The sequence below is a fragment of the Streptomyces sp. NPDC006259 genome (assembly GCF_042870975.1).
GTDB lineage: Bacteria > Actinomycetota > Actinomycetes > Streptomycetales > Streptomycetaceae > Streptomyces.
Genome location: NZ_JBIAHY010000001.1, coordinates 662,124 through 677,584, shown reverse-complemented (window position 1 = coordinate 677,584; position 15,461 = coordinate 662,124). Strand labels below are relative to the sequence as shown.

The 15,461-nt window shown below is 73.8% G+C and carries 14 protein-coding genes; 8 read left to right on the top strand and 6 right to left on the bottom strand.

The window, feature by feature from the left end; translation table 11 throughout:
• Positions 1 to 154: 154 nt before the first annotated feature.
• The 3 genes from ACFYO5_RS02820 to ACFYO5_RS02810 form a co-directional block, all read right to left on the bottom strand.
• The gene (locus ACFYO5_RS02820; RefSeq protein ID WP_388703422.1) at positions 155 to 1,165 is read right to left on the bottom strand and encodes an LLM class F420-dependent oxidoreductase; all 1,011 of its coding nucleotides are present in this window, start codon (positions 1,163 to 1,165) and stop codon (positions 155 to 157) included.
• Positions 1,166 to 1,267: 102 nt separating this feature from the next.
• Positions 1,268 to 2,083: a hypothetical protein gene (locus ACFYO5_RS02815; RefSeq protein WP_356559413.1), complete on the bottom strand. Its 816-nt coding sequence runs from the start codon at positions 2,081 to 2,083 to the stop codon at positions 1,268 to 1,270.
• Positions 2,084 to 2,253: 170 nt separating this feature from the next.
• Positions 2,254 to 3,201, bottom strand: coding sequence for an N-acetylmuramoyl-L-alanine amidase (locus ACFYO5_RS02810; protein ID WP_388703418.1), 948 nt, complete (start codon positions 3,199 to 3,201; stop codon positions 2,254 to 2,256).
• Between the two features lie 329 nt (positions 3,202 to 3,530).
• Between ACFYO5_RS02810 and ACFYO5_RS02805 the strand changes: the two genes are divergently transcribed.
• The 5 genes from ACFYO5_RS02805 to ACFYO5_RS02785 all read left to right on the top strand — a co-directional run bounded on the left by ACFYO5_RS02805 (position 3,531) and on the right by ACFYO5_RS02785 (position 9,546).
• On the top strand, positions 3,531 to 5,270 hold the full coding sequence (locus tag ACFYO5_RS02805; protein ID WP_388703416.1) for an MFS transporter: 1,740 nt from the start codon (positions 3,531 to 3,533) through the stop codon (positions 5,268 to 5,270).
• A gap of 92 nt (positions 5,271 to 5,362) precedes the next feature.
• Positions 5,363 to 6,013 (top strand): class I SAM-dependent methyltransferase, encoded by a 651-nt coding sequence (locus ACFYO5_RS02800; RefSeq protein ID WP_356559407.1) that lies wholly within the window; start codon positions 5,363 to 5,365, stop codon positions 6,011 to 6,013.
• 498 nt (positions 6,014 to 6,511) lie between these two features.
• Positions 6,512 to 7,369: a MaoC/PaaZ C-terminal domain-containing protein gene (locus ACFYO5_RS02795; RefSeq protein WP_356559405.1), complete on the top strand. Its 858-nt coding sequence runs from the start codon at positions 6,512 to 6,514 to the stop codon at positions 7,367 to 7,369.
• Positions 7,370 to 7,518: 149 nt separating this feature from the next.
• A complete protein-coding gene (locus ACFYO5_RS02790) occupies positions 7,519 to 8,595 on the top strand; it encodes a Zn-dependent alcohol dehydrogenase (RefSeq protein WP_388703413.1) in 1,077 nt (358 codons plus the stop codon).
• Between the two features lie 9 nt (positions 8,596 to 8,604).
• On the top strand, positions 8,605 to 9,546 hold the full coding sequence (locus ACFYO5_RS02785; protein WP_388703410.1) for a 3-oxoacyl-ACP reductase: 942 nt from the start codon (positions 8,605 to 8,607) through the stop codon (positions 9,544 to 9,546).
• 167 nt (positions 9,547 to 9,713) lie between these two features.
• Here ACFYO5_RS02785 and ACFYO5_RS02780 read toward each other — a convergent pair whose 3' ends face one another.
• On the bottom strand, positions 9,714 to 9,881 hold the full coding sequence (locus ACFYO5_RS02780; protein ID WP_356559399.1) for a hypothetical protein: 168 nt from the start codon (positions 9,879 to 9,881) through the stop codon (positions 9,714 to 9,716).
• 101 nt (positions 9,882 to 9,982) lie between these two features.
• A complete protein-coding gene (locus ACFYO5_RS02775; protein ID WP_388703406.1) occupies positions 9,983 to 11,134 on the bottom strand; it encodes a hypothetical protein in 1,152 nt (383 codons plus the stop codon).
• A gap of 208 nt (positions 11,135 to 11,342) precedes the next feature.
• On the opposite strand from ACFYO5_RS02775, the gene ACFYO5_RS02770 reads away from it, so the two are divergent.
• Genes ACFYO5_RS02770 through ACFYO5_RS02760 form a run of 3 tightly spaced genes read left to right on the top strand, consistent with a single transcriptional unit; the run spans position 11,343 to position 14,769 of the window.
• Complete coding sequence (locus tag ACFYO5_RS02770; RefSeq protein WP_388703403.1) at positions 11,343 to 12,191, top strand: Nif3-like dinuclear metal center hexameric protein; 849 nt, start codon at positions 11,343 to 11,345, stop codon at positions 12,189 to 12,191.
• Positions 12,188 to 12,931 carry a C4-type zinc ribbon domain-containing protein gene (locus ACFYO5_RS02765; RefSeq protein ID WP_356560036.1) on the top strand — a complete coding sequence of 248 codons (744 nt, stop codon included), beginning with the start codon at positions 12,188 to 12,190 and terminating at the stop codon, positions 12,929 to 12,931. Before ACFYO5_RS02770 ends, ACFYO5_RS02765 begins: the two co-directional genes overlap by 4 nt.
• Positions 12,932 to 12,942: 11 nt before the next feature.
• On the top strand, positions 12,943 to 14,769 hold the full coding sequence (locus tag ACFYO5_RS02760; protein ID WP_388703401.1) for a bifunctional RNase H/acid phosphatase: 1,827 nt from the start codon (positions 12,943 to 12,945) through the stop codon (positions 14,767 to 14,769).
• On the opposite strand, the gene eda is transcribed toward ACFYO5_RS02760, so the two are convergent.
• Positions 14,741 to 15,403, bottom strand: coding sequence for a bifunctional 4-hydroxy-2-oxoglutarate aldolase/2-dehydro-3-deoxy-phosphogluconate aldolase (eda, locus tag ACFYO5_RS02755; RefSeq protein WP_388703398.1), 663 nt, complete (start codon positions 15,401 to 15,403; stop codon positions 14,741 to 14,743). The genes ACFYO5_RS02760 and eda overlap by 29 nt on opposite strands.
• Positions 15,404 to 15,461 lie beyond the last annotated feature (58 nt).

The following is a 15,461-nucleotide window of genomic DNA, read 5'->3' as shown; positions in this document are numbered from 1 at the left end:
GAGTTCCGGGCCCGCCGCCTGGACGAAGCACCGACGTGTCCCGTGGAACCGTGGGCTCGTGGAACCGTGGGCTCGTGGAACCGTGGGCGCGTGGGCGTGTCGGCCGGCCGAGCCGGATCCGGTCGCGATGCCACTTCGAACGGCCGCCTTCCGCCTAGGAGTTGAGGTCGGCCAGTACACGCAGGGTGAGCGGGTCCGGGGTCAGCACCAGCAGGTCCGTCACCGGGCCGCCGCGCCACCGCTCCAGCCGCTCCGCGATGCGCTCGCGCGGCCCGACCAGGGAGATCTCGTCCGCGAAGGCGTCCGGGACGGCCAGCACGGCCTCCTCCCGGCGCCCGGCCAGGAACAGCTCCTGGATCCGCCGGGCCTCCTCCCCGTACCCCATGCGCGCCATCAGGTCGGCGTGGAAGTTGCGCCGGGCGTGCCCCATCCCGCCGATGTAGAAGCCGAGCATCGCCTTGACCGGAAGCAGTCCCTCCGCGAGGTCGTCGCAGACCCGCACCCGTGCCATCGGCGCCACCCGGAACCCCGCCGGCAGCTCCGCCACCGCCGGCCCGTACGCGTCCGGCCGGTCGGGCGACCAGTAGAGCGGCAGCCAGCCGTCGGCGATCCGGGCCGTCTGCGCCACGTTCCTCGGCCCCTCCGCCCCCAGCATCACCGGCAGTGCGGCGCGCAGCGGATGTGTGATCGGTTTCAGCGGCTTGCCGAGCCCCGTCGCGTCCGGGCCCCGGTAGGGGTGCGCGTGGAAGCGGCCGTCCAGCTCGACCGGTCCCTCCCGCCGCAGGACCTGCCGCACGACGTCGACGTACTCGCGGGTCGCGGTCAGCGGCGACTCCGGGAAGGGGCGGCCGTACCAGCCCTCGACGACCTGGGGACCGGACAGGCCGAGGCCCAGCGTCATCCGCCCGCCGGAGAGATGGTCCAGGGTGAGCGCGTGCATCGCCGTCGTGGTCGGCGAACGGGCCGCCATCTGCGCGACCGCCGTACCCAGTCCGATCGTCGAGGTGTGGGCGGCGATCCAGGTGAGCGGGGTGAACGCGTCCGACCCCCAGGACTCCGCCGTCCACACCGAGTCGTACCCGAGCCGCTCCGCCTCTCGCGCCAGCTCCACATGGCCGGGGGAGGGACCGCGCCCCCAGTAGCCGAGCGCGAGACCGAGCCGCATTCCTGCCTCCTGACGGTACGTCAGCCGTTGTGGGGAGGGCGACTGTACGACAACGGCCCCCCACCCGGAAGGGCGAGGGGCCGCGAGAGGCGGGGCCGGGACTCAGCCGCGCTGGATGCCGGAGGTGTCCCGCAGCACGCCGCGACGGCCGTCCTGGGTCTGCGCCACCAGACCCTGGGCGCCCTGCTCGACGGCCAGGTACCAGGTGCCCGGCGCCAGTTCGGCGATCGGCATGGGCGCACCGTCCTCCGCGTACAGCGGACGCGGCACCGGCACGGCGAACCAGAACGGTGAGAAGTCGGCGGCCGGCGGCTGCGGCGCCGGAGCCGGCTGCCCGGCCGCGAACGGCGGCTGGCCCGGCTGCTGACCCTGCTGCGGCGGACCGCCGAACGGCGACGGCTGCTGCTGCGCGCCCGGGTAGCCGTAACCACCGGGCGGCTGAGCGCCGTAGGGCAGCGGCGCCGGGGGCTTGGGGGCCGGGATCAGGGCGGCCTGGAGGGCCGGGAGCAGGGCGGTGGCGATGGCGCCGCCGGCCAGCACGAGCGTCGCGATGAAGCCGAGGATGAGACCGGCACCCCGCTCCACGTCCGCGCTGCCGAAGGTGTCGCTGAACGCGCCCAGCGGATCGATGATCGTCCAGAACGCCGTCCACGCGGCGAACACCGTCAGCGCGAGACCCAGCTGGCCGAGGTCCAGGCCGACGATCCTGCGCGGCTGAGGCAGCGCGCGGGCGAGGACGATCAGGGCCGCACCGATGATCCCGCCGACGTACATGCTCATCAGCAGACCGAGGTCGTCCCAGGCGGTGGGGACATCGCCGCCGGAGCCGTCGAACGTGTCCAGGAACGACGCGATGAACAGCAATACCGCTGCTCCGATCACCACGCCGTCGCCTCGAGTGAGGGAGCGGATATTCACTTCAGGTCCTTCGTCAGTCGTCTCGTCATCGGTACACGCATCGGTAGAGGCGTCGCTGTCACCATGGAGCCCTCAGGCTCGGGTGGGAAGCGCGGGGGTGGCCCCTCATCGCGGGGACGACACTATCGTCCGCACGATCAGGCTGTCCCCAGGGATCAGCGCGCTGATCACTACCCGCGCAGGAAACTCACGATTCCCTCAGAGATCCCCTGCGCCGCCCTCTGCCGCCAGGCGCCGCTGGTGAGCAGTGCCGCGTCCTTGCTATCGCGCATGTTGCCGCACTCGATGAACACCTTGGGAACCGTTGACAGATTGAGACCGCCCAGGTCCTCACGCGTGACGAGACCGCTGCCGCCGCCGACGTAGTTGGAGGGCGCGGTGTCCGTGGACTCCGCGAAGTCGTCCGCGATCAGTCGGCCCAGTTTCCGCGAAGGCGCCACGATGGCACGGGTGTCGGCGGCACCCGCGTGCACCGCGCCCGGCAGGATCACATGGAAGCCGCGCTGCCCGGCGCCCGCCCCGTCGGCGTGGACCGACACGACGGCGTCCGCGCGGGCGGAGTTGCCGATCCGGGCCCGCTCGTCGACGCAGGGTCCGTAGGGCCGGTCGGCGTCCTGCGTCAGCTTCACCGTGGCACCCTGCCGCTCCAGCAGCGCGCGCAGCCGGTGCGCCACGTCCAGGGTGAACGCGGCCTCGCTGTAACCGGAGTTGGTGGCGGTGCCGGTGGTGTCGCACTCCTTGGTGTGGGTGCCGATGTCGACCTTGCGGTTGATCTCGGCCGTGTGCTGGACGTTGGCGGGGTTGTGGCCCGGGTCGACGACGACGACCTTGCCCGCGAGGGGCCCGGCGCCGCCGGACGCGGACGCCGTCGGGGGCTGCGAGGCCGAGCGGCCCGGCCTGTCGTCGGGCTCGCCGCCTGCCGAGGCCGACCCCCCGGCGCTGGAGGCCGCCCCCGTGCCCCGGCCGGACCCACCGTCGTCCGACCCGCCCAGCGCCTCCCACACCAGCCAGCCGAGCAGCGCGCCGGGCACGAGCACGGCGAGCACCACGGTGAGCGTGCGCCGCAGCGGGGAGCGGCGGGGACGCGGGGGATCGAAGTCAGGGCCTACGTACGACACGCCTGCCACCCTAGCGGGACGCCCCCGACGGGGCCGGGCGGCCGCGACGGCCCGGCTCTCCCAAGTCGGCTACGGCGTCACCTCCGCCGACAGGAAGCTCGTCCGGTGATCCGGATCCCCGAGGGCTCCTCGACCCCCTGATTCGTGTGTGTGGCCGCGCAGGGGGTGGTCCTTTTGTCAAGAGAAGGTCAAGATTTCGTTAGTGTGCCGAAGCATCGGAATAGTTGCTCATGCATACGGGGTTCACCGTGCACGTATCCCGCGTGGTGAAGCCGTTCCCGGTGCTTCACCCCCTTGCCCAGTTCTCCCAGGCCTGGAGGCCTCGCTCCATGACGCACACGTCGACCGACCAGCCCGGACGCAGGGCGGGCGGTGCCGTCGTCCCCGTGCTCGCCTTCGCGGGCATCGTGGTCGCGGTGATGCAGACCCTGCTGGTCCCGGTCATCAAGGACCTGCCGCAACTGCTCGACACCGCCCCCAGCGACGCCACCTGGGTGCTCACCTCCACCCTGCTGTCCGGCGCCGTCGCCACGCCGATCATGGGCCGCCTCGGCGACCTCTACGGCAAGCGGCGCATGCTGATCCTCAGCCTCGCGGTCATGGTCGCCGGCGCCCTGGTCAGCGCCGTCACCAGCGATCTGCTCGTCATGATCGTGGGCCGTACCCTCCAGGGCTTCGCCATGGGCGCGATACCGCTCGGCATCGGCCTGATGCGCGACATGCTGCCCCGCGAGAAGCTCGGCTCCGCGATGGCCCTGATGAGTTCCTCCATCGGCGTCGGCGGCGGCCTCGCCCTGCCCGCCGCGGCCCTCATCGCCCAGCACGCCGACTGGCACGCCCTCTTCTACGGCGCCGCCGGCCTCGGCGTCCTCGCCATCGTCCTCACCCTGCTCGTCGTCCCCGAGTCCCCGGCCCGAGCCCAGGGCTCCTTCGACCTGCCGGGCGCGATCGGCCTCTCCGCCGGCCTCGTCCTGTTCCTGCTGCCGATCACCAAGGGCAGCGACTGGGGCTGGTCCTCCGGCATGACGCTCGGCCTGTTCGCCGCGTCGGTCGTCGTGCTGCTCCTGTGGGGCCTGATGGAGCTGCGCGTCAAGGCGCCGCTGGTCGACCTGCGCACCAGCGCCCGCCCCGCTGTCCTCTTCACCAACCTCGCCTCGATCATGGTCGGCGTCTCCTTCTACGTCGTCTCCCTCGTCCTGCCCCAGCTCCTCCAGCTGCCCACGAGCACCGGCTACGGCCTCGGCCAGTCGATGGTCACCGCCGGCCTCCTGGTGGCACCGCTCGGCCTGACGATGATGGTCACCGCGCCGGTCTACGCCCGCCTGTCCGCGAAGTACGGCCCCAAGGTCACCCTGATCCTCGGCCTGCTGATCATCGCGATCGGCTACGGCGCCGGCCTCGGTCTGATGAGCGCCGCCTGGCAGAGCCTCGTCATCGCGGTCGTCCTGGGCGCCGGCATCGGCCTCGCCTACTCCTCGCTCCCCGCGCTGATCGTCGGCGCGGTCCCGGCCTCCGAGACGGGCGCCGCCAACGGCCTCAACACCCTGATGCGGTCCATCGGGACGTCGGTCTCCAGCGCCGTCATCGGCATGGTGCTGGCCAACACCGCGAACGACGTGGGCGGCGTCGCCGTCCCGACCATGCACGGCTTCCGGGTCTCCTTCCTGATCGCCACCGGCGCCGTCGCCGTCGGCCTGCTCCTCGCCCTGTTCCTGCCCGGCCGCGCCCCCGCGGCGGCACCGCGACTGCGGGCCAGCAGCGAGGAGGACGCCAACCTGGCCCGCGCCGAGGAGGTCCTGCGCGGTTTCCGCGGCCGGGTCCTGGACGCCACCGGCGCCCCGGTCGCCCACGCCAAGGTCACCCTCATCGACCGCCGCGGCCGCCAGGCCGGCGCCACCCTGTCGGAGGCGGACGGCAGCTACGCCGTCACCGTCCCGGCCCGGGGCGCGTACGTCCTCGCCGCCAAGGCCACCGGCCACGGCCCCCTCGCCTCCGCCGCGACCCACACGGGCGACGAGCGCCCGGTCGACCTGGACCTGGCGCTGCCGGGGGAGACCGTCACCGCCTGACCCGCGTGCCCCGCACCCCCCGTCGACGGTCCGGCGGGGGGTGCGGGGCATCATGGGCGGGCCCCTACGCACGTACGACCGGAAGGACCCCCATGCCCGCGGCACCCGAGCCCGAGATCCTGGCCGCGTTCGAGGCCGCGAAGGGGTTCATGCCCGTCGACGAGGGACTCGCGCTGTACGCCGCCGCGGTCGAGGCCGCCGGTCTGGGACTGCCGCTGCTGGAGGTCGGCACGTACTGCGGGCGCTCGACGATCCTGCTCGCCGACGCCGCCCGGCGGGCCGGGGTCACCGCGCTCACCCTCGACCACCACCGGGGCAGCGAGGAGCAGCAGCCGGGCTGGGAGTACCACGACCCGGAGACCGTCGACCCCGAGATCGGCCTGATGGACACGCTGCCCGCCTTCCGCCGCACCCTGCACCGGGCCGGTCTGGAGGAGCACGTGGTGGCACTCGTCGGCCGTTCTCCGCAGATCGCCGCCTTCTGGAACTCGCCCCTCGGCCTGGTCTTCGTCGACGGCGGCCACACCGACGAGCACGCCGGCTCCGACTACGAGGGCTGGGCCCCGCATGTCGCCGAGGGCGGCCTGCTCGTCATCCACGACGTCTTCCCGGATCCGGCGGACGAGTTCACCGGCCAGGCCCCGTACCGCGTCTACCTGCGCGCCGTGGAGTCCGGCGCCTTCACGGAGATCTCGGACACGGGCTCCCTGCGCGTCCTGCGCCGCACCGGAAAGGGCCTGTAGGGGCAGGGGCCGCACGGGAAAAGGCCTGTAGAGGCAGCGGCCGCACCGCAACAGGCCTGTTGGGCAGGGGAGCAGGCCTGTGGCCGGCGCACCGGAACGGGCCTGCGGCGCACCGCGACGGGCCTGTAGGACCTGGCCTCCCCCACCCCCGGCGGCGGCGCCGGTACCCGGCCTCCGCCGCCGAACGGGCGCCACGCCACCCGCCCTCGGGAGGCCTGCCGGGCGCTGCCGTACCGGCCCCCCGGGAGCCCGGGACCTGAGCGGCGTTCGGCGGGGGTGTCGTGGCGGTCGGGGTGGCCTTTGGCGGACAAGTGTCCACGGCACGCCGAACTGACGAACCGTCAGGAAGTAGCCGCCGGGAGCCTTCACAAGTGTCGGACGCTGGGCTATACAGAGGGCGCCGGACTGGAACGCGTTCTAGGTCCCGCCCGTGACGACCTCGGTGCGGCCGACGGTGCGGACGGTCGCACCGAGGTCTCAAGACCCGCCAGGAGCCCCATGCCCATCGACGCAGCCAAGGCCCTCGCCGCCGAACCCCGGACCGGCGAGATCGCCTGGGACCGCAAGGACGTCCTGCTCTACCACCTCGGCGTCGGCGCGGGCGTCCCCGCCACCGACCCGGACGAACTGCGCTACACCCTGGAGTCCCGGCTGCACGTCCTGCCGAGCTTCGCCACCGTCGCGGGTTCCGGCGCACCCGGTGTGATCAGCGGACTGGCCATGCCCGGCGTCGACGTCGACCTGGCTCGCGTCCTGCACGGCGGCCAGTCGCTCACCCTGCACCGCCCGCTGCCCGTCGAGGGCACCGCCACCGCCACCGGCCGTATCGCCGCCGTGTACGACAAGGGCAAGGCCGCCGTCCTCGTCATGCGCACCGAGGTCCGCGACGCGGACGGGCCGCTGTGGACGAACGACGCCCAGATCTTCGTCCGGGGCGAGGGCGGCTGGGGTGGCGACCGGGGCCCCTCCGCCCGGCTCGACCCGCCGCACGGCGACCCCGACAAGACCGTCGAACGGCACATCCGCCAGGACCAGGCCCTCCTCTACCGCCTCTCCGGCGACTGGAACCCACTGCACGCCGACCCCGACTTCGCGCGGGCCGCCGGCTTCGACCGGCCCATCCTGCACGGCCTGTGCACCTACGGGACCACCCTCAAGGCGGTCGTCGACACCCTGCTCGACGGGGACGTGACGCGGGTGCGCGCCTACGCCACCCGGTTCGCCGGGGTGGTCTTCCCCGGGGAGACCCTGCGCATCCGCATGTGGCGCGGCGAGGGGACGGTCCGGGTCGCCGTGAGCGCCGTGGAGCGAGACGACGCGCCCGTGCTCGCCGACACCGTCGTCGACCACCGCTGAATCACTCCCGAACCACTCCTGAGCCACCCCTGCCCCACTCCTGAACCATCCCGAGTCACCCCTGTCCCATCCCTGATCCATCCCTGACCCACTCCTGAACCACCCCTGAGCCAGCCGGTATCCGAGGGGACCCCGAGGGGAGCCGCACCATGCGCGCAGCCGTACTGCACGAGATCGGCCAGGACAAGCTGGAGGTCCTCGACGACGTCGAGGCGGTGGGCTTCGGCCCCGGCAAGGTCAGGATCCGGGTGCGCGCCACCGGGCTGTGCCACTCGGACCTGTCCGCGATGAGCGGCGTGCTGCCCCAGCCCGCCCCGTTCGTGCCCGGTCACGAGGGCGCCGGCGAGATCCTGGAGGTGGGGGAGGGCGTCACGAGGGTCTCGCCCGGCGACCGGGTCGTCGTCTGCTGGCTGCCCGCCTGCGGCGCCTGTCCCGCCTGCCGACGCGGTCAGACCGAGCTGTGCCTGGCCGGGTTCATGAACGCCGGCACGCCCAACTTCCGCCGCCCCAACGGTGGTCTCTTCGGCTTCGCCGGCACCGGAACCTTCGCCGAGGAGGTCGTGGTCGACGCCGGCTGCGCCGTCCCGATCCCCGACGACGTGCCCTTCGACATCGCCGCGCTCATCGGGTGCGGGGTGACCACGGGCCTGGGAGCCGCGCTCAACACCGCGGACGTGGAAGCCGGTTCGTCCGTCGCCGTCATCGGCTGCGGCGGAGTGGGCGTCTCCGCGATCCAGGGCGCCCGGCTCAGGGGCGCCGCCGAGATCGTCGCCGTGGACCCGGTCGCCTCCCGCCGTGAGGCCGCGCTCGGGTTCGGTGCCACCGAGGCCGTCTCCCCCGAGGGACTCGCCGACGCCAAGCAGCGGATCACCGCCGGTGAGGGCTTCGACTACGTCTTCGAGGTGGTCGGCCGCTCCACCACCGCCCGCACCGCCTACGAGACGACCCGCCGCGGCGGCACCCTGGTCGTCGTGGGCGCCGGCGCCATGGACGACTTCCTCCAGCTCAACATGTTCGAGCTGTTCTTCGACGAGAAGCGGATACTGCCCTCCATGTACGGCGGCGGCGACGTCCTGCGCTCCTACGAGCGCACCGTCGCCCTGTGGCGGGCCGGCCGCATCGACCTCGCCGGACTGATCACCCACCGGGTCCCGCTCGCGGAGATCAACGAGGCCCTCGACCAGATGCGCACCGGGACGGCCCTGCGCACCTGCGTCGAGATCTGAGGAGTCGTCATGGAGCTGCCCCTGGAAGGCCGTACGGCCGTCGTGACCGGTGCCGGGCGCGGACTCGGCCGGGCCGAGGCCCTCGAACTGGCCCGGCTGGGCGCGGCCGTCGTCGTCAACGACTACGGCCGCCCCGGCCGCGACGGGTCGGGCGAGGCCTCCGCCGCGCCCGCCGAGGAGGTGGCGCGGGAGATCCGTACGGCCGGCGGCACCGCGCTCGCCCACACCGGGGACGTCTCCGACTTCGCCGCGGCCCGTGACCTCGTCGAGATGGCGGTCACGGAGTTCGGCGCGCTGGACATCCTGGTCAACAACGCCGGCATCCTGCGCGACCGCATGGTCTTCTCGATGACGGAGGAGGAGTGGGACTCGGTGATCCGGGTCCATCTCAAGGGCCATTTCGCCACCACCCGGTTCGCCGCCGCGCACTGGCGCGAACGGTCCAAGGCGGCGGGCGGGCCGGTGTACGGGCGGATCGTGAACACCTCGTCGGAGGCCTTCCTCGCGGGCTCCGCCGGACAGCCCAACTACGCGGCCGCCAAGGGCGGGATCGTCGGCCTCACGACGTCCACCGCTCTCGCCCTCGCCAAGTACGGCGTCACCGCCAACGTCATCTGCCCGCGCGCCCGCACCCGGATGACCGAGGACGTCTTCGCGGGTCTCGTTCGCCCCGACGACGGGCTCGACCCCCTGGCCCCCGAGCATGTCGCCCCGCTCGTCGGGTATCTGGCCTCACCCGCCGCCGCCCGGATCAACGGCCAACTGCTCGTGGTGCACGGCGGGATGGTCGCCGTGGTGGAACGGCCGCGGGTGCGGGCCACCTTCGACAGCAAGCAGGAGACGTTCAGTTACGAGGAACTGGACGCCCTGCTCACCCCGCACTACGCCGGGCGACCCGAGGGCGAGACGTTCGCCGCGGCGGAGGTGTTGGGGCTGCGCCGGGAGCGGTGACGGCAACGGGCGGATGGGGGACGGCAAACCGGCGGGAGCGGTAAGGGCCACCGGCGGGAGCGGTGCGGGAACCGGCGGGAGCGGTACGGGCAACCGGCGCGAGCGTGCGGCAGACAGTCGTGGGCCCCGCCCACCGGAACGGCGGACGGGGCCCACAGACGTAACCGTCAGACTCGGACAGCGGCGTCGGCCTTCTCCTCGGCCGGCTTGCGGTGCCGGCCGAGGGGAGCGGACTCGCCCTCGTGGGACGAGACCGGGCCCCGGTGCCTGCCGCGACCGTGGTCCTCCTGTGTGCCGGTGGACCACGGCTGTGTCATCGTGCTCGTGTCGCTCATGGAAGTGTTCACCCCGTCAACATGATCTTTTTCAGCCGGGTGAGTTTATCCGGCGGACCTCGGGGTGGATCCAGGCGGGCGCGCCAACTGCCACTACTTCGTTACAAGCGTGCCAGGGGCGCCTGTTGGAGCGGGACGGGACGGAGCGCGACAGGTTGCGGAGGTTCCGGTTCCAGAACGTCGGAAGCGGTCCCGGCGGTGCCGCTCGGGCGGTGTTCCCCGCCCGCGGCCGGCACCGCCACCCGCGCCACCCCGCACGGCTCCGCCTCGGTCGCGTACGGCAGCCGCAGCACCCCGTCCTCCGTCCACAGACCGCTGCCCGCCAACCATCCGGCCGGCGCCGCCAGTTGATGCAGCCGTCGGTCCACGGGGCGCCACACACCGACCCAACTGCCGAACGGGCCGTCGACGCGCAGGGCCACCGCGCAGCTCTCCGGCACCAGGACCTGACCCGGCTGGATCGCGAACGGCGTCAGCGCGCGGTCCGCGAGCCGGAGCGACTCCGGGAACCGCACCGGCAGGGTGCTGCCCAGGACGCCCCAGCCGAGCCGGGGCTCGCCGGGCGACGGCGCGTCCGAGCTGATCAGGAGCAGTCCGCTGTCCGGGGCCGCGAGCAGCAGCCGGTCGTCGCTGCCGGCGGCGATCTGGAGGAGCGGGGACACCTCGCCGCCCCGCTCCAGATCCACCACGACCGTCTTGGTGCGGCCGCCCACCTCACGGTCCAGGGCCAGCATGCGGCCCGTCCGGTCCAGCCACACCCCGCCCGAGCAACGGCCCGGGATCTCCGCGAGCCGCTCGGGGCCGAAAGCGCCGCCCGCCACCAGCCACAGCGCGGTCGAACGCGGGCCCGCGGCGACGGCGTACGCCCGCCGCCCGCAGGGTGCCGGCGGCAGCAGCCGCAGGACGGTGTCCTCGTCCCGGCACTCGACCGCGCCGAGCGGCAGCTCACCCGTGCCGGGTCCGGTCGGGTACAGCAGCGAGAAGGCGTGCCGCCCCTGCGTCGGCCGGCGGATCAGGACCCGCCCGTCGGCCATCGGCTGCACCTGGGTACCGGGCTCCTCCGGCTGGTGGGCGGGGAGCGGCACGGCGTACGGCTCGGGGCCGTCCAGTGTCCAGCGCTCCGGGAACCAGGAATCGCCGCTACGGGCGAGACGTGCGGCGTAGGTGCAGTCCGCCGTGATCGCGAAGGGCGCGTCCGGCGTCGGGTCGTCGCCCCCGTTCGCCGCGTTGGGCTCGATCGCACAGGCCGTCATCGTTCGGTCACCTCCGGCGACGAAGCTAGTTTTCGCACGCGCGGACGGGGGACCGGCGGGCAGGGGCTTCGCTCGTACGAGTGGCGCAGAAGCGATTCTGCTTCGGGGGTTGTGGGGGATGTGCATGGGGTTGCGGTGGTGTGTCCCCGCACGGAACTCCCGGCCGGCGGCGGTTCGGGGGCGCGGGGCGGCCAGGTAGCCTTTCCCCGTGCCCCGTCTGTCTGAAGTCATCGCCGCGCTGGAGAACCTGTGGCCCGCCGAGCGGGCCGAGTCCTGGGACGCGGTCGGCACCGTCGTGGGCGAACCCGGCCAGGACGTCGGACGGGTCCTCTTCGCCGTCGACCCCGTCCAGGAGATCGTCGACGAGGCGGTGAAGCTGGGCGCCGACCTGCTCGTCACCCACCACCCCCTCTATCTCCGCGGGACGACGACGGTCGCGGCCTCCACCTCCAAGGGCCGCGTCGTGCACACCCTGATCAAGCACGACATCGCCCTGCACGTCGCCCACACCAACGCCGACACGGCCGACCCCGGCGTCAGCGACGCCCTCGCCGGCGCCCTCGACCTGCGCGTCGTACGGCCGCTCGTGCCCGACCCGGGCGACCCCGAGGGACGGCGCGGACTCGGCCGGGTCTGCGAACTCGACCACCCGCTCACCGTCCGCGAGTTCGCCGCCCGAGCCGCCGAGCGGCTGCCCGCCACCGCGCAGGGCGTCCGGGTGGCGGGCGACCCGGACGCGACCGTACGGACCGTCGCGGTCAGCGGCGGGTCCGGCGACAGCCTCTTCGACCACGTCCGCGCCGCCGGCGTCGACGCCTTCCTCACCGCGGACCTGCGCCACCACCCGGCGTCCGAGGCCCGCGCGCACCGCGCGGACACACCTCTCGCGCTGCTCGACGCGGCGCACTGGGCCACCGAGTGGCCCTGGTGCGAGCTGGCCGCAGCCCAGCTCGACGAGATCTCCGACCGCCACGGCTGGGGCCTGCGGGTCCACGTCTCGAAGACGGTCACCGACCCCTGGACCAGCCAATTCCCTTCACCTGGAGCCCCCAACTGAACGCCGCGCCCGCCGACCAGATCCGACTCCTCGACGTCCAGGACCTCGATGTCCGCCTCCAGCAGCTCGCGCACAAGCGCCGCTCGCTGCCCGAGCACGCCGAGATCGAGTCGCTGACCAAGGACCTCACGCAGCTGCGCGACCTCCTGGTGGCCGCGCAGACCGAGGAGAGCGACACCGCCCGCGAGCAGACCAAGGCCGAGCAGGACGTCGACCAGGTCCGTCAGCGTGCCGTCCGCGACCAGCAGCGCCTCGACTCCGGCGCCGTGACCTCCTCCAAGGACCTGGAGAACCTCCAGCGCGAGATCGTCTCCCTCGCCAAGCGCCAGGGCGACCTCGAGGACGTCGTCCTGGAGATCATGGAGCGCCGCGAGGCCGCCCAGGAGCGGGCCGCCGAGCTGACCGAGCGCGTCGGCTCCGTCCAGGGCCGGATCGACGACGCGACCGCCCGCCGCGACGCCGCCTTCGAGAAGCTCGACGGCGAGATCGCCTCCGCCACCAAGGACCGCGAGGTCATCGCCGCCACCGTCCCCGCCGACCTGCTCAAGCTCTACGACAAGCTGCGCGAGCAGCAGGGCGGAGTCGGCGCGGCCAAGCTCTACCAGCGCACCTGCCAGGGCTGCCGCCAGGAGCTGGCGATCACCGACATCAACGACATCCGCAAGGCCGCCCCCGACACTGTCGTACGGTGCGAGAACTGCCGCCGGATCCTGGTGCGGACCTCCGAGTCCGGCCTGTAGGGGCGGCCGGCGTGCGGGAGTTCATCGTCGAGGCCGACGGGGGGTCCCGGGGCAACCCGGGGCCCGCGGGCTACGGCAGCGTGGTCATCGACGCGGCGACGGGGGAGACCCTCGTGGAGCGGGCCGAGTACATCGGCGTCGCCACCAACAACGTCGCCGAGTACCGGGGGCTGCTGGCCGGCCTGCGCGCCGCCCGCGAACTGGACGCCGCCGCCCCGGTGCGCGTCCGCATGGACTCCAAGCTCGTCGTCGAGCAGATGTCGGGCCGCTGGAAGATCAAGCACCCCGACATGAAGCCACTGGCCACGGAGGCGGCCCGGATCTACCCACCCGGCCAGGTCACCTACGAGTGGATCCCCCGGGAGCGCAACAAGCACGCCGACCGCCTGGCCAACGAGGCGATGGACGCCGGCAAGCGGGGCGAGCAGTGGGACGCCGGGGCGTCCATGGCGGCCCTGGCCGCCGCGTCGTCCCGCACCGCGACCATGGCCCCCGAGTCGTCGGGCCCGCCCGGTGACGCGGCCGCCGGCGCGGCGAAGGCCCGCGAGGCTCTGGCCAGGGGGCGTACGGCCGGCAGTCCGGCGCCGACGGGCACCGAGGGTGCGGTGGCGGTGGCGACGGCGGCGGTGGTGGCGGGAGGGCTGGGGGTTCCGGGTGTGGACCGGGCTCCGGCCTCGGCTCCTGACTCGGTCTCGCCTTCGCCCTCGCCCTCGCCCTCGGGTGAGACTTCCGCCGGTGGTGCGGTGGCGCACCCGGAGCCGTCCGGGCCGACCGGAGACGGGGTCGCCGACAGCGCACGTGACACGGGTACGGCCGGGGGAGCCGACGCCGACGCCGGCTCGGCCACCGGAGCCGGCGACAGCGACCGGGGCGGAGCCACAGAGCCCCGGATCGATCACAGGAGCGGGGCCGGAACCCGGACCGACCACGGAACGGGCACGGGGACCGCCACCGCCGCCGCCACCGGCGCGGGAATCAGCGCGGGAACCGGCCACGACACCGGCACCGACCACGGCACGGGAACCAGGGCCGGCACCGGCACCGCATCCGAAGCCGACCGCCGCGCCGCCCGCACCCTCGCCTCCGCGTCCGGCTCCGCCCCCCTTTCCGCCCCTGCCTCCGCCCCTGCCTCTCCGCCTCCCCCCGCCCCCGTCTCTTCCTCGTCCGGGCAGGCGCAGCCCTCCGTCGGCTGGGGTTCCGCCCCCGACATGGGAGCACCCGCCACCTTCGTACTGCTGCGGCACGGGGAGACCCCGCTCACGCCGGAGAAGCGGTTCTCCGGGAGCGGGGGAAGCGATCCCGCGCTCTCCGCCGTCGGGCGGGAGCAGGCCGAGCGGGTCGCCGCCGCGCTGGCCCGGCGGGGCACGGTCCAGCACATCGTCGCCTCTCCGCTCGCGCGGACGAGGGAGACCGCCGCTGCCGTGGCCGCCCGGCTGGGGCTGGAGGTCACCGTCGACGACGGGCTGCGCGAGACGGACTTCGGTGCCTGGGAGGGGCTCACCTTCGGGGAGGTCCGTGAGCGCCACCCCGACGATCTGACCGCCTGGCTCGCCGACCCGGAGGCCCGGCCGACCGGCGGCGGCGAGAGCTTCGCGGCGACCGCGACCCGGATCGCCGCCACCCGCGACAGGCTGGTCGCGGCGTACGCGGGACGTACGGTGCTCCTGGTCACCCATGTGACCCCGATCAAGACCCTGGTCCGGCTGGCCCTGGGTGCCCCGCCCGAGTCGCTGTTCCGGATGGAGCTGTCGGCGGCCTCGCTGTCCGCGGTGGCGTACTACGCGGACGGCAACGCCAGCGTCCGGCTGTTCAACGACACGTCCCACCTGCGCGCGTGAGCCGCGAGGCGGCCCGCGCCAGCGCCTCCACCCGCGCCCAGTCCCGGGCCGCCACCGCGTCCGCGGGCACCATCCAACTGCCGCCCAGGCAGACGACGTTGGGCAGGGCCAGGTACTCCGCCGCGTTGTCGGGACCGATGCCGCCCGTCGGGCAGAAGAGGGCCTGCGGCAGCGGCCCGGCCAGCGACCGCAGATAGGCCGTACCGCCCGCCGCCTGCGCGGGGAAGAACTTCATCTCGCGCACCCCGCGTTCCAGGAGCGCCACGACCTCCGAGGTGGTCGACACCCCGGGCAGGAAGGGCAGCCCGGACGCCCGCATCGCCGTCAGCAGCGCGTCCGTCCAGCCGGGGCTCACGAGGAACCGTGCGCCGGCCGCCCGGCAGTCCGCCACCTGGCCCGGGGTGATCACCGTCCCGGCCCCGACCACCGCCTCCGGCACGGCGTCGGCGATCGCGCGGATCGCGTCGAGGGCGGCCGGGGTGCGTAGCGTCACCTCGATCGCCGGCAGCCCGCCCGCGACCAGCGCCCGCGCCAGCGGCACCGCGTCGGCGACCTCCGCCAGGACCACTACGGGCAGCACGGGGGCGAGATCCAGCACCGAGGCGGCCGAGGGGGAGGGCCGGGGCGAGGTCATGCGCCTCATCCTGCCCGTGAGGTGCACGGCGCGCAAAGAGCGTTGCGCAGGATGCAAC